Source organism: Acinetobacter sp. AR_0276, assembly GCF_003000705.1.
GTDB classification, from domain to species: Bacteria; Pseudomonadota; Gammaproteobacteria; order Pseudomonadales; family Moraxellaceae; genus Acinetobacter; species Acinetobacter nosocomialis.
Window position 1 is genome coordinate 1,674,398 of sequence record NZ_PSQO01000004.1, and the last position, 14,209, is coordinate 1,688,606.

Genomic DNA, 14,209 nt, shown 5'->3' on the forward strand with positions numbered 1-14,209 from the left:
AGAAGAGATATCACTATTTAGGAGTTCCTTTATTATTATGAAAATTCGTTTAATCACTCATCCTATAAATAAAATAAAACAGGTGATTCTCGAATTCATCCATAACAATCATATTATTAATTGGACCCCGTTACAAAAAAGTGCACTGATGCTGACCCTCGCCTGTGCAATGAATTTCAGTTGGATTTTATGGAAAGGCTATATCTTAATAACGCCTAGTGTCTGGCAATGGTCAAATTTACCTTTAGTCGAATCACAGCTCTGGCTCAACTTATTGACCTTATTTTTATTAGCTTTGCTGATTATTCCGTGTTACCGCTATAAAGACCAAGACTGGGCTCAAAAAATTGTTCCTCTTATTAGCGTGCAAGCCTTTATGCTCATGCTGTGTCACGATGGTTATTTAATAGGAAGTATCAGCCCAGCCACAATGGTCGGTTATGTAGGTACGATTGGCGTAGGTTTAGTTTTATTTGAAAGAAAAATTGTTTATAGCGCTTTTATACCAGCAACAATTATTTTAGCCGTGTGTACTTATTTAAGTATGAATGGGGTTATACCCTACGCTCCACTATTTAACTTCACGGCTATCCGACATGCTCAAACCAATCCATTTTGGTTAGGGAGTATGCTTTTTTTTATTATGCCGATTTTAGTGGCGTGCTTTATTTTATTTGAAATTCTACTAACTCAATGGCGCCAAAGAGAAACTTATATTCAACGCTTAAGCCAGATCGACCCATTAACTAATGTATTAAATAGACGCAGTTTAAATGCTCATCTTGAAACACTGCACGAGCAACAATTCGATTATGCTTTAGTCCTTCTCGACATAGACCATTTTAAAAAAATTAATGATGTATATGGACATCATCAGGGCGATCAGGTCCTGATTAAAATTGCTCAATGTCTTTCTGAAAATTTACGTAATGAAGACATCATTGGTCGATTTGGTGGAGAAGAATTCATTTTATTACTCCCTCATACCGACATTATTCAAGCGGAAAAAATTGCGGAACGTTGCCGACTTGCCTTACAAGGGTTATCTATTTTCAATAATCAGAATATTCAGATTCATGTGAGTGCAAGCTTTGGAATTAGTAGCTCTGCTTTTGCAAACGATCCCTACATTGTGATTCGACAGGCCGATGAGGCACTTTATGCGGTAAAAGCTTCAGGGCGTAATCAAGTCCGCACTTTTCAACAAATACCACATATAAAATCAATTTGACTATTTAGCTTTCGATAAGCTTGCAAGCTGTTGCAAAAGCTCTTGCTTACTAAAGGCACCTGTTAAACGCAAAGAACGAATTTCTTGTTGTTGCTTATTTAAAAAGAGATACGTTGGTGGTCCAAGAATATTCCACTGCTTGAGTAGAGCTTCATGTGACTGATCATAATGGCTCAAATCAAGCTTAATGAGGTAGTAAGGCGCAAGAGCTGACTGAACTTCTGGTGCTTTTAAAATACGATGTTCAATAGGCTGACAAGCCACACACCAGTCTGCATAGACATCAACGACAATAGCCCGATCAGCAGGCGCTGCTGCTAAAATTTTCTGAAAGTCTGCGGCTGTAGTTGCAACATGCCATTCAGCCATATGGTCGGAACTTTGCAAACTTCGATTTTGAAAATGCTGATACTGGTTATAAGCAACAAAGGGCGTTACCAATAAAAGTAGTAAGGCATATAGCCACTGTAACTGCCCTTTTTTCCAAAAGAACTGATACAGCGCATAAATAATAAAAGCCAGCCCTAGCAATAAACTAAGCACTTGCATGCCCCAATCTGGCAATAAAGGGCGAATAAAATAAAGACTTAATCCTAACATCAGAAAAGCAAAAATTACTTTAATCTGATGCATCCAGTCACCTGCTTTAGGTAAGAACTTTGCACCTAAAACACTGGCAATGAGTAAAGGAATTCCCATCCCAAAACCTAGACAGAATAAAAGCAAAGCACCTTGCCATTGGTTCTGGGTTTGAGAAATAAATAATAAGGTTCCAGCTAAAGGTGCAGTCATACATGGACCAACCAAGAGCGCAGAAACTACACCCATGACCCCGGCACCAACCAAAGTACCACCTTGTTGCATAGACTGAATACGATCAAGCCGATTTAACCACGTTTGCGGTAAACGAAGCTCAAACAATCCAAATAGATTCAGCGCAAAAACTACAAACAGTAAACTAAACGCGATAAGCGTAGCAGGCTGTTGTAACCAGCGTTGGAAATTTAGCCCTGCTGAAGAAGCAATTAAACCTAGACCTGCATAAACCAATGCCATACTACACACAAAGGTAAGTGCAATGGTCCAAGCCTTTAAACCCTTATGCTCTCGAATAATCAGTGAGGTTAAAATTGGCAACATTGGTAAAGAACATGGCGTAAATGCAAGCAGCATGCCTAAACCTAAAAACAATAAAACACCATACCAAAGTGAGTGTTCAATTAATTTAGCTGACCAAATCTGGTCTTGTGCAATTTGGGGAGCGGCCGCTTCAGCTTTATTTTCTGAACTTGTCTGATCTTCTAAAGGTTCTTGAGATACTGGTTTATTTGCCAAATCTAATAAGCGTTTCTGTGCTGTTCCTGCTTGATTTTGTACACCAACCAGACCATCTGCATCGGTTTGAAACTCAATAGTTTGTGGGGGATAACAAATACGGTCTTTGGCACAGCCTTGCCAAGTTACAGTGTAGTGCTCTGAAGGTTTAGTCTTAATCTGAAAGTTGACTTGATGGTAATAAACCTGACTTTGCCCATAGTTCTCATCATATTGAGAAACGGCTTTAGGCAAATTTAAAGCTAAAGGTTGATTACCCTGCTGGACAGTAAATTTATGCTGATACAAATAATAATTTGGCTGAATCTGCCACGATAACTTTGCGGTATGCGATTGTGGCGATTCAACCGAAAATGAAAAAGCCTGTTCGGGTGAAAGTAGCTTATCTTCTGCAAAAACAAACTGGCTCAATACAAAACTAGCAGCTGCTAGAAAATAAATAATTCCCTGAGAAATAAGCTTTTTCATTAACATCAATTCAAGTTGGTTTTATCAAAATAAGAATGCCATGCCCAAGCCACCATGGTAGCCTTTATCTTGACCCTCTAAATCGACACCTACACTTGCATCAAGTTGAGTACGTTTATTAACTGCATACACTAAGCCTGTACCTAAACCATATTGGTAGTCTTGGCTTTCAGCTTTACGGTAAACAAATTCAGAATAGCCAGAAAGTTTGCCAGCAATTTTATAATTGATTGTTGGAATAGCTGTTACAGCCCAGTTGCTGTTTTGCACTTCGTAACGCATCGTAATTGCAGTATTGATTAAATCATTATACTGATAAGCCACTGCTGAACTTAAACTATAAATATCGTCATGTTCAGTAAACTCATCATTACCCGTTGCAATAAGCGCTTGAGCCAACACAGCCATTGTTAAATTTTCATCATTTAAATCAATCGCTTTTTTTAAGCCGATGCTTACATCACCTAAACCAGAGGTATCTGTCTTTTTACCAGCGCGCTTGGTTTGAGTCCAACCCGGACCTTGCCAACCCAATTGTAATTCTAAGTCTTTCGCCAAACCTGTACGGAATAACATATCGCCATGTACAGTTACGGTTTTTTCTTTCACGCCATCAACAGTTGCTTCTGTATAAGTTGCACTTGGCAAACCTTGTTCCCAAGCTAACTGCCCCACTGGAGTGATACCTGTTCCGAAGCCCGAACCTGGACGGTCAAACGAGAACTCTGCGGCAAAACTACTTCCTGCGGCAACAGTGGTCAGAGCAAAAGTTAAAATTTGAAATGTTCTCATTCTATATTCCAATCAAGTAGTTAGTTCTTTTGACATTTTTGCTCCATGATGGCGCAATAACTCTAGTGTTTCACGCTCTTCTTGAAGCGCTTCTGACCAATCTATTTCATCAAAATCACAATCAAAGAACAACTGACTGATTGAAGATAAAATGGTGAGTCCTTCTTCATCACGTGTGTTTGGATCAACTTTTTCATCAAGTAAACGTTGAACCGCTGGTGCGCATGCCGAACTTGCTGCATCCCATAGTGGACCATAAAATTCTTCTGCATCCCAAAGATGAACATTTGCCTTTGCCTGAATTAAGGCTTCAAGGATATCGAGATAAACTTGTAATGCTTGATCTTTTTCTTCTTTTGATAAGGGAGTGCCTGCTTCATACGCTTCCGAAACATCTTCCCACCATTTAAAAATTCCATCACAAATAATTGATACAGGTGGCCCTTGTTCCGGATCAATGAAATTCGGATCAAGCCCCTCAGCAAGTAATTTTTGTACTTGCGTAAGTTCTAATTCTTCTATGGCTTTAATTAAAGCCTGCTGCTGGGTGGTTAACATGACCATCTCTCAAAAATATATTAGGGCTATTATGCCTAATCTCTGATGAAGATTTTAGAGGTCAATGCTATTGCATTGCAAACCAAAAGTTGTGAAGAGTTTTTATCCGTCTTTTTTATTTTTCATAAAAAAAGCCCCGAAGGGCTTTTTAGCAATTTTTAAACTTCATCATCAATGAATTCTGGTTGACCACCTCTCGGGTGTTCCTTTTTCTCAAAAGTATGTTCAAGGCTACGTTTTAGTTTTTCAATCGCACCGTGAATTGAGGCATCAATATTTCCTGCTTTATGGTGCACTGCCACTGGTTTCAAGCCAGCAGGACGTGCTTCGATCATACAATGGATATCTTTATCGCCACCTTTGTCCCCATTTTCATCACTAAAATGAACCGAGAAATGTGTAATACGTTCGCTATGACGTTGGAATTCTTGAGTAAGTTCTGCACGTACATAAGTAATTAAACGTTCACTATTATGGATGTTTTTATCTGTGCGGATTTCAATATTCATAAATACCATCCTCTCTTTCTTACTGTGGATCTTTTCTATGCAAAACTTTTTTATGTTGGCATGTTTTAAGCATGCATGAACTGACTTTAATTGTACATTTTGATGGTGTAATGGTTTGTTATCTCCTGACTTAAACGTACTGCTTTTAATTTATTTTGAAGATCTTCATACCTTCAATATCAGTCCATCTATAAAAATATGCAAGCTGATTTTTTAAATTTTTATGAAAAATTGAACAAAAGGAGAGCAATTGTGACCGAATCTTATCTATCTGGAGCAGAACTCATTGAGCAGATTCAAAAGTCTCCTTATTCACGTGATTTAATCGGTTATCACGGACAGCCTCCAGAGGTGAAATGGCCCAACAATGCTAAGATTGCCGTGCAATTTGTGTTGAATTATGAAGAAGGTGGCGAAAAGCATATTGAACACGGCGACGCAGGTTCGGAGCAATTTTTATCAGAAATTATTGGTGCTGCAAGCTATCCAGCTAAGCATATGTCGATGGACTCTATGTACGAATATGGTTCACGTGCTGGTTTTTGGCGCATCCATAGTGAGTTCCAACGGCGCAAGCTTCCTATGACTATCTTCGGCGTTGCCATGGCGCTGGCCCGTAACCCTTATATTGTCGAAGCAATTAAAGAAGCTGATTATGATGTCGTTTCTCATGGCTACCGCTGGCTTCACTATCAAGATACCGACATTGAAGTCGAAAAACAGCACATGGAACAAGCCTTATCAGTTTTAGAAAACTTGTTTGGAAATAAGACTATAGGTTGGTATACCGGACGTGATAGTCCTAATACCCGTCATTTACTCGCAGAGTTTTCACAAATACAATACGACTCTGATTATTATGGTGATGATCTGCCTTTTTGGACCACACTGACCGATACGGCTGGTGCATCACGTCCTCATCTCATTATTCCTTATACGCTCGAATGTAACGACATGAAATTCTGCTCACCGGGCGGATTTAATAGCTCAGAGCAGTTTTTCCAATATTTAAAAGATAGTTTTGATGTTCTGTATGCAGAAGGTGAAACTGCACCAAAAATGATGTCTATTGGAATGCACTGCCGTATTTTAGGGCGTCCGGGTCGTTTTAAAGCCTTACAAAGATTCCTCGACTATATTCAAATGCACGATCGTGTCTGGGTGTGTCGTCGTCAGGATATTGCAGAATATTGGTTTAAAAATCACATAACTCGTTAGTTGGTTATTAATTTTCCAAATTCATTAGTGAAAGATTAACCACTCTTGGCACTGTTATTGCTAAAACTCTATATCATGATAACGAGTTTAGGAATAACAGTGTTTTTAGCCGAGTTTAATCAAGCCCCATCCGAGCAACTCAAGACTCTGTTAAACAACTGCGTCCATATTCCTGCTTGGGCCGAAAAAATTATTTCAGAACGTCCCTACTCTTCAACATCAGTTCTTTTAGGGTATGCAGAACAATTAAGCCACACATGGTCATGGCAAGAAATTCAGGCCGCTTTAGCAACCCATCCAAAAATTGGGGAACGACAGGCAAAAAAACAACTCAATGCAAAAGAGCAAGATTTTTCAGTTAAAGAACAAGCTGGTATCTCGTTGGATGAGCAAACACAACAAGCTCTGCTGCAAGGTAATCTTGAGTATGAACAGAAGTTTGGTTTTATTTTTTTAATTAAAGCAGCCGGCCTCAGTAGCGAAGATATTTTAAAAAAACTCCATCAACGTCTTCAAAACAACTTAGCTATAGAAAAAGTCATTGTACATGAGCAACTCGCAGCAATTGCTCTATTACGTCTATCACAGGAAGTACAAACATGATCAGCACTCATATTTTAGATACGAATTTAGGTAAACCGGCTGCACAGGTCGAAGTGAAATTGTTTCATGCAGCAACTCACGAACTAATTGCGACCGCAACCACTAATCAAGATGGGCGAGTGAGTGATTTTGAAATAAACGACTTGAGTGAAGGTGCTTATCAACTTGAATTTGAAATTGCTCCTTATTTTGCCTCGCAAGAAGTCAAAACTTTTTTCCCGCGTGTTTGTATTCAATTTTTTATAGAAGACATCAATCAGCATTATCACATTCCATTACTAATCAGCCCCTTTGCCTACTCCACTTATCGCGGCAGCTAATTCAAATATAAATAGGAGAAAAATATGAATCATCGACAAAAGAATGCGATTTCTCCAGAGCATGAATATTTAGGAATTTCAAAAAGTTTTGCTTATGGCTTACAGCATGTACTTACCATGTATGGCGGCATTGTAGCACCGCCACTTATTATTGGAATGGCAGCTGGTTTAAGCTCGGCACAAGTCGGAATGCTCATTGCAGCAGCGCTATTTGTGGGCGGATTGGCAACTCTCATACAAACCATGGGAACAAAATATCTAGGCGCAAAACTACCTTTAGTTCAGGGGGTGTCTTTTGCAGGTGTGGCGACCATGGTTGCCATTATCACCACAGGCGGTGGTCTACCTGCAGTTTACGGGGCAGTCATTGTAGCCTCTCTAGTTGGGCTTTGCCTTGCGCCCTACTTTTCAAAAATCATTCGTTTTTTCCCACCTGTTGTAACCGGATGCGTCATCACGATTATTGGGCTATCTCTATTACCTGTTGCAATTCGTTGGATGATGGGTGGTAACGAGAAAGCACCCAACTGGGGAAGTGTAGAAAATATTTCTTTGGCACTACTGACCTTAGGTATTGTGATTATTCTGAATATGCTACCTCAAGCCGGTATTCGTCGCTTATCCATATTATTGGCGATCACGGCTGGTAGTATATTGGCCTACTTCATGGGTTTTGGTGATTTTAGTCACGTGAGCTCAGGTGCATGGCTGCAATTCCCTCATCTATTTGCATTTGGTTTACCGACTTTTGAGCTCAGTGCGATCTTATCGATGCTGATTGTTACCTTAGTAATTATGACGGAAACCACTGCTGACATTATTGCGGTCGGAGACATTGTAGGAACTGAAGTCGATTCAAAACGTATTGCCAATGGCGTTCGTGCAGATATGTTCTCGAGTGCTATTGCACCTATTTTTGGTTCATTCATGCAAAGTGCTTTTGCACAAAATGTAGGATTGGTAGCAATTACAGGGATTAAGAGCCGTTTTGTCGTAGCGGCTGGTGGGGTTATTCTCATCATTTTAGGTCTATTGCCTGTTATGGGTCGCCTTATTGCAGCAATTCCTATGCCTGTACTTGGTGGTGCAGGTCTGGTCTTGTTTGGATCAGTTGCAGCGAGCGGAATCCGTACTTTGGCAAAAATTAATTATAACGATCAGAAAAATTTGATTATTGTCGCGACTGCTTTATCAGCAGGGATGATTCCTATTATTAACCATGAATTCTATGCTCACTTTCCAGTTTGGGTACAAACTTTGTTCCATTCGGGTATTAGTTCAACTTGTATCTTTGCTATCTTATTGAATTTGTTATTTAATCATTTACCTTCATTTCGTAGCTCATCTGCCCCTCAATTGAGCCAAACCATAAATACACGAAATACACATTAATGAATTCGTTTTTAGCGCCCCACTTCGGTGGGCTTTTTTTTAACCGTTGATCAAATTTGGCTTCATTTTTGCTTAAGACCCTGTATCCTTAGCGTGCTTTATTTGGGGGGAGATCATTTAAATGCAATTAAAGCAACTTGCGGCTACTTGTGCCTTGTTATCTGCAACAGCCATGGTTCAGGCAAAACCAATTTGGCAAGATTTTAGTGTGACTGGTCTTTATGGTGAAAACTATGAAGTTGTAGACGCAAAAGAAACTACCATCACTTTGGAATATGCAGCAAAAGTTAAATATGCTGATGTGTTCTTCTTCATGGACCGTATGCGCGGTGAAGATGATCATAAAAGTACATATTTTGAGTTATCACCACGTTTAAGCTTAGGTGAAATATCTGGCAAAAAATTGGCTTATGGCCCAATTAAAGATGTGCTCATTAGTACCACTTGGGAAAGTAATAGCGAAAACGGCAACAATTTCGATAACTTCTTATATGGTTTTGCTGTTGATTTAGATATTCCATATTTTAAATATGCGAATTTAAATTTCTACCGTGCAAACAACGAGAAAACTGATGACGATTATCAAATGACATTCGTCTATGGAATTCCATTTAATATTGCATCTGAAGAATTCTTGGTTGATGGTTTCCTAGATTGGTCAACTGCTGAAGGTGACCATGCCAGTGAGTTGAACTGGACAACTCAATGGAAATGGAATGTAGGTAAACACATTTCTCCTGACACACGCCTGTACCTTGGTATTGAGCACTCTGTGTGGAATAATAAATTTGGTCTACAAGGCCGAGACGAAAATAACGTCAGTGCTTTGGTTAAATACCACTTCTAAAATTTTTATTTAGAAGCATAAAACAGCAAGGAAAAATTCCTTGCTGTTTTTGTTTTAGTCGAGTGGATTACCGACAATATTACTAATAATACCCTGCATAATATGTCCGCCTTGTTCACGGCGTAATTCTGCATACCAAGCTTGGGTAACCGTTTCATCTTTCATATGGGTTACATCACAACGTTTGCGTGCACGAAGCACCAATTCATTGGCACGTTCATTACGTTTGTTTTGATAGCGGCGTAAAGCATCTTCTAGTCCCAAAGTATTAATTTGCAAAGAGCGCGCTAAATAAATCGCATCTTCCATGGCTTGGCAACCGCCCTGTCCAATATCAGGTGTGGTGCTATGAGCGGCATCACCTAAAATCACCACGCGACCTTTATAAAATTGGCTAAACGGTTCAATATCATGTATTTCTACCCGATTGGTCTTTTGCGGGTCTAAGCGTTCAATGAGCTGCTGTACAGGCTGGCACCAATCAGCAAAATATTGTTTTAAAAGTTTTTTATATTCATTCCGATTATTCTCTAAGCCTGCTGGCAAAGGCACATCTAAAAAGAAATAAAAACGTCCATCGGCAACTGGCATCAGAGATGCACGTTTACCCTCTCCTACATAAGTCGTCCATTGCTGAGCTGGCGCTAAATCTTCGGATATTTCAACCAGACCATTCCAGTTCACATAACCTGCATAACGGCGCTGTACCTGCTGACCTAACACATAGGCACGAGTCATTGAATGCGTACCATCAGCCCCAATCAGTAAGTCGGCTTGTGTTGAACTACCATCTGCAAAATGCACTTCGACATAATCAGCTTTATCCTCAAGGCTTACCATTTTTTTGCCTAAATAAATCTGATCTCGACCAAACTCATCCATCAGCATATTTTGTAAATCGGCACGTGCGACCGGATAAGGGCGTTGTCCCACTTCTTCAATTAATGGCCGTAAACTGAATTGTGTCATCACGTCTCCAGTTAAACCATCTACATAGGCCAAGTCATCCATTTGCCCACCAAGTTTGGCGATTTTCTCGGTTAATCCCAGATAATTTAGACATTTCACACCATTCGACCACAGCGAAATTGCAGCGCCGACTGGAAGAATCTTTTCAGTTTGCTCAAAAATACGAACTTGGTGACCAAATTTCTTTAATGCAATGCCTGTGGTTAGACCTCCCATTCCCGCACCAATAATCACCACATTCATAACACGCTCCTATAGATATTCACCTATAGGGTGCTTATGCTAAAAACATGCCATCGTTCAAAATTTATTGAGCTTTTCCACCAAACTGGCATGCACCATGCTTATATATTTAAGTATAGAACTGGTCTCAACACGCTCAGTGTGAGTGCAGTTTTAAATGAAAAATCATGTTTTTAACAAGAAATACGGATACTCCATTATGGCAACATTGCACGCTCCAGCTTTTGAACTTCCTGAGATTTTGAATACTAAAACTAATTTGGCGGATGCCCGAATTGGTGCACAAGTGATTGAGTGTTCAGATGATTTCTTTGCAGAAGCAAAGCGTATGCTGCAATTTGAAGCACCTATTTTTGTTGAAGATAAATTCGATGATAACGGCAAATGGATGGACGGTTGGGAGACCCGCCGTAAGCGTCATGCAGGCTATGACTGGTGTATTGTGAAGTTAGGGGTAAGTGGAAAAATCAGTGCACTTGATATCGACACCACGTTTTTCACAGGAAATTATCCTGCATCTGCCTCATTGGAAGCATGTTATGCACCAAATGGTGACCTTACAGGGGCAAAATGGCAGAGTATTTTGGAAAATACCGAGCTAGGACCGAGTCAACATCATATTTTTATGGTCAATAATGATGCAATTTTCACGCATATACGCCTCAATATTTTCCCAGATGGTGGTGTCGCCCGTTTACGCGTTTATGGGGATGTTCATATTCAGGTGTCTGATACAGAGCAAACACTCGATTTATTGGCTCTTGAAAATGGCGGTCGCGTAATTGCCTATAGCGATGCGCACTTTGGACACCCGCGTAATTTGATTAACCCAGGCCGTGGCGTCAATATGGGCGATGGATGGGAAACCAAACGCCGCCGCGCACCAGGTTATGACTGGTGTATTCTTGCGTTGGGTAAAAGCGGAAAAATTGAAAAAATTGAAATTGATACGGCACACTTTAAAGGGAACTTTCCTGCCCAAGTATCGATACAAGCGGTCTACCTTGAAAATGCAACCGATGCACAGTTAATTCCACAAAGTATGTTTTGGTCTTATTTACTAGAAGCCCAACCTATGCAAATGGACCATATTCATGAATATGTGAATGAGATTTTACAGCATGAAAAAATCTCACATATCCGTATTAACATGATTCCGGATGGTGGCATTAGTCGTGTCCGTTTATGGGGGAAAATTGCCAAGTCATGATCATAGATACTGTTCAGATTCAGCCCTTAACTATTGAGAACTTTCAGCCCTTCGGAGAAGTTATTTGTTGTGATGGGCATGATTTTTTTCATATTAATGATGCCCACACCGAACGCTACCATGCGCTCGTTGAAACTGAAATTGAGGGTGAAGCAAAAGCAGGGATCAGTATTTTCCGTAACATCAAGGCCAGTGTCTTGCCTATGGAAATTTCCATGCTAGAGCGACATCCGAAAGGTTCTCAAGCATTTATTCCATTACAGCAACAAAAGTTTTTAATTATTGTCGCACCCGCTTTAGATGAAAATACTCCCGATATTTCCAAGCTCTGTGCTTTCATCTCGAATGGTAAGCAAAGTATTAATTATCGGGTAGGCACATGGCATCACCCTTTGCTTACCTTTGAGACACCCAGTGATTTTGTAGTAATAGATCGAATTGGAGGGGGTGCAAATTGCGATGTTTTTCAATTTCCACAACCTATAGAAGTTAGGTTTTAAATAAAGAATAATTTATACAGACTTGTCTGTTTAAGTCTGGTTATTTAAATACTGCATACTATTGTGTAATTAAAATAAAAAATCCCCGCCTATTGTGCGGGGATTTTTTTTAATTCTTTTTAAACCGTGATATCAGCTAAGTTACCCTTTTGCTCAAGCCACTGCTTACGATCTGCTGCACGTTTTTTCGCAAGGAGCTTGTCGAGTAAACCTGCTGTTAAATGTGCATCATCTAGATCGAGCTGAACCAAACGACGGGTGTTCGGATCCATGGTTGTTTCACGTAGTTGAATTGCATTCATCTCGCCCAATCCTTTGAATCGGGTAATTTGCGGATTCTTATTACCTTTAACATTTTTTAAAATGGTTTCAAGCTCTTCATCATCTAGCGCGTAATGAACATCTTTACCAATGTCGATACGGAACAATGGCGGCATTGCTACAAATAAATGACCTTCTTCAACCAATGCTGGAAAGTGTTTAACGAATAAAGCACAAAGCAGAGTCGCAATGTGCAGACCGTCTGAGTCGGCATCGGCCAAAATACAGATTTTGCCATAGCGCAGTTCTGACAAATCATCACTGCCCGGGTCTACACCAATCGCAATCGCAATATCGTGAACTTCTTGAGAAGCAAGTACTTCATCAGAAGAAACCTCCCATGTATTTAAGATTTTTCCACGAATTGGCATGATAGCCTGAAAGTTCTTGTCGCGCGCCTGTTTGGCACTACCACCAGCCGAGTCACCCTCGACAATGAATAACTCACTTTCTTCGCGTGTTTGGCCCACGCAGTCTGCCAATTTACCCGGTAAAGCCGGACCAGAAACAATCTTTTTACGCTCAACTTTTTTCGCAGCTTTTAAACGTCGACCTGCTTTAGAAATTGCCATTTCGGCAAGTTGCATAGCAATTTCAGCATGTTGGTTGAGCCAGAGTGCAAACGCATCTTTAGCAATATTTAAAACAATATTGGCAGCTTCACGACTCGAAAGACGCTCTTTGGTTTGACCAGAGAACTGTGGTTCTTGGAACTTAAGCGATAAAATGTAATTCACGCCATCCCAAACATCTTCAGCCGAAAGTTTAAGATTACGTGGTAATAAATTACGTAACTCACAGAATTCACGTAACGCTTCGGTCACCCCAGAACGTAAACCGTTTACATGCGTACCGCCTTGTGCGGTCGGAATCAAGTTGACGTAACTTTCTTGAACCTGCTCACCGCCTTCTACATTCCAGCAAATTGCAAACTCACAGGCTGCGCGGTCTGCTTGCCCACTACTTACAAATGCAGGGTTTGGCAAAATTTCGCGGTCTTGCAATTCATCCATCAAATAATCGACAAGGCCATTTTCAAATTGCCATTCGATTTTTTCATCATTAATTTGATCGATATAAGTGATTTTTAAACCAGCTGCTAAAACAGCTTTGGCTTTTAAATTATGTTTAAGTGCTTTTAAAGCAAATTTTGGACTATCAAAATATTTAGCTTCAGGCCAGAAACGTACCGTAGTTCCTGTCGCACGTTTTGGTGCTTTACCTTCTAACACCGCTAAAGGAGCAACAGGTTCACCTTGCTCAAATGCCATCTGGTATAAATTACCCTGACGCTGAACTTCTACCTCAACACGTGTAGATAAAGCGTTTACAACCGAAATCCCGACACCATGTAAACCACCTGAAAACTGATAGTTATCAGTACTAAACTTACCACCAGCATGCAGCTTGGTTAAAATGATTTCGATACCTCTTTGGCCATATTCAGGATGAATATCAACTGGCATACCACGGCCATTATCTTCAACTGACAATGAACCATCTTTATAAACCGTGACACAGATTTTGTCGGCATGACCGGCTAATGCTTCATCGACAGCATTATCAATAACTTCTTGGGCTAAATGGTTAGGACGAGAAGTATCGGTATACATCCCCGGACGACGACGAACAGGGTCTAAACCGGAAAGAACTTCAAGCGATTGAGCCGTATATTGTGTCACGTTGTACGTTT

14 protein-coding genes are annotated in these 14,209 nt (G+C 40.2%); 8 read left to right on the forward strand and 6 right to left on the reverse strand.

Annotated elements, in window-relative coordinates; all coding sequences use genetic code 11:
• Positions 1-37: 37 nt before the first annotated feature.
• Positions 38-1,231, forward strand: coding sequence for a GGDEF domain-containing protein (locus tag CSB87_RS08815; protein ID WP_031953553.1), 1,194 nt, complete (start codon positions 38-40; stop codon positions 1,229-1,231).
• On the opposite strand, the gene dsbD is transcribed toward CSB87_RS08815, so the two are convergent.
• From dsbD to CSB87_RS08835, 4 genes are all read right to left on the reverse strand, one after another.
• Positions 1,232-3,040: a protein-disulfide reductase DsbD gene (gene dsbD / locus CSB87_RS08820; RefSeq protein WP_031953554.1), complete on the reverse strand. Its 1,809-nt coding sequence runs from the start codon at positions 3,038-3,040 to the stop codon at positions 1,232-1,234.
• An 18-nt stretch (positions 3,041-3,058) separates the two neighbouring features.
• Positions 3,059-3,826, reverse strand: a complete 768-nt coding sequence (locus CSB87_RS08825; RefSeq protein WP_002053755.1) for a transporter — start codon at positions 3,824-3,826, stop codon at positions 3,059-3,061.
• 12 nt (positions 3,827-3,838) lie between these two features.
• Complete coding sequence (locus tag CSB87_RS08830; RefSeq protein ID WP_004711466.1) at positions 3,839-4,384, reverse strand: ankyrin repeat domain-containing protein; 546 nt, start codon at positions 4,382-4,384, stop codon at positions 3,839-3,841.
• Positions 4,385-4,542: 158 nt separating this feature from the next.
• Positions 4,543-4,893, reverse strand: a complete 351-nt coding sequence (locus CSB87_RS08835; RefSeq protein ID WP_002053923.1) for an HPF/RaiA family ribosome-associated protein — start codon at positions 4,891-4,893, stop codon at positions 4,543-4,545.
• A 252-nt stretch (positions 4,894-5,145) separates the two neighbouring features.
• Between CSB87_RS08835 and puuE the strand changes: the two genes are divergently transcribed.
• From puuE to CSB87_RS08860, 5 genes are all read left to right on the forward strand, one after another.
• Positions 5,146-6,111, forward strand: a complete 966-nt coding sequence (gene puuE, locus CSB87_RS08840; RefSeq protein ID WP_031953555.1) for an allantoinase PuuE — start codon at positions 5,146-5,148, stop codon at positions 6,109-6,111.
• A 99-nt stretch (positions 6,112-6,210) separates the two neighbouring features.
• Entirely contained in the window at positions 6,211-6,714 is a 504-nt protein-coding gene (gene uraD, locus CSB87_RS08845; RefSeq protein ID WP_006582453.1) for a 2-oxo-4-hydroxy-4-carboxy-5-ureidoimidazoline decarboxylase, read from the forward strand.
• The gene (gene uraH, locus CSB87_RS08850) at positions 6,711-7,034 is read left to right on the forward strand and encodes a hydroxyisourate hydrolase (protein ID WP_002054028.1); all 324 of its coding nucleotides are present in this window, start codon (positions 6,711-6,713) and stop codon (positions 7,032-7,034) included. The genes uraD and uraH overlap by 4 nt, the downstream gene beginning before the upstream one ends.
• Positions 7,035-7,058: 24 nt before the next feature.
• A complete protein-coding gene (locus tag CSB87_RS08855) occupies positions 7,059-8,426 on the forward strand; it encodes a nucleobase:cation symporter-2 family protein (RefSeq protein WP_031953556.1) in 1,368 nt (455 codons plus the stop codon).
• A 121-nt stretch (positions 8,427-8,547) separates the two neighbouring features.
• Positions 8,548-9,273: an outer membrane protein OmpK gene (locus CSB87_RS08860; protein ID WP_002053945.1), complete on the forward strand. Its 726-nt coding sequence runs from the start codon at positions 8,548-8,550 to the stop codon at positions 9,271-9,273.
• Positions 9,274-9,327: 54 nt separating this feature from the next.
• Here the strand turns inward: CSB87_RS08860 and hpxO are convergent, their stop codons facing one another.
• Positions 9,328-10,485: an FAD-dependent urate hydroxylase HpxO gene (gene hpxO, locus CSB87_RS08865; RefSeq protein WP_031953557.1), complete on the reverse strand. Its 1,158-nt coding sequence runs from the start codon at positions 10,483-10,485 to the stop codon at positions 9,328-9,330.
• A gap of 199 nt (positions 10,486-10,684) precedes the next feature.
• Here hpxO and alc point away from each other — a divergent pair, with 199 nt between their 5' ends.
• Complete coding sequence (gene alc, locus CSB87_RS08870; protein WP_031953558.1) at positions 10,685-11,695, forward strand: allantoicase; 1,011 nt, start codon at positions 10,685-10,687, stop codon at positions 11,693-11,695.
• Positions 11,692-12,195, forward strand: a complete 504-nt coding sequence (locus CSB87_RS08875) for an ureidoglycolate lyase (protein WP_031953559.1) — start codon at positions 11,692-11,694, stop codon at positions 12,193-12,195. The genes alc and CSB87_RS08875 overlap by 4 nt, the downstream gene beginning before the upstream one ends.
• 119 nt (positions 12,196-12,314) lie before the next feature.
• On the opposite strand, the gene parE is transcribed toward CSB87_RS08875, so the two are convergent.
• A complete protein-coding gene (gene parE / locus CSB87_RS08880; RefSeq protein WP_106105064.1) occupies positions 12,315-14,198 on the reverse strand; it encodes a DNA topoisomerase IV subunit B in 1,884 nt (627 codons plus the stop codon).
• Positions 14,199-14,209: the final 11 nt, after the last annotated feature.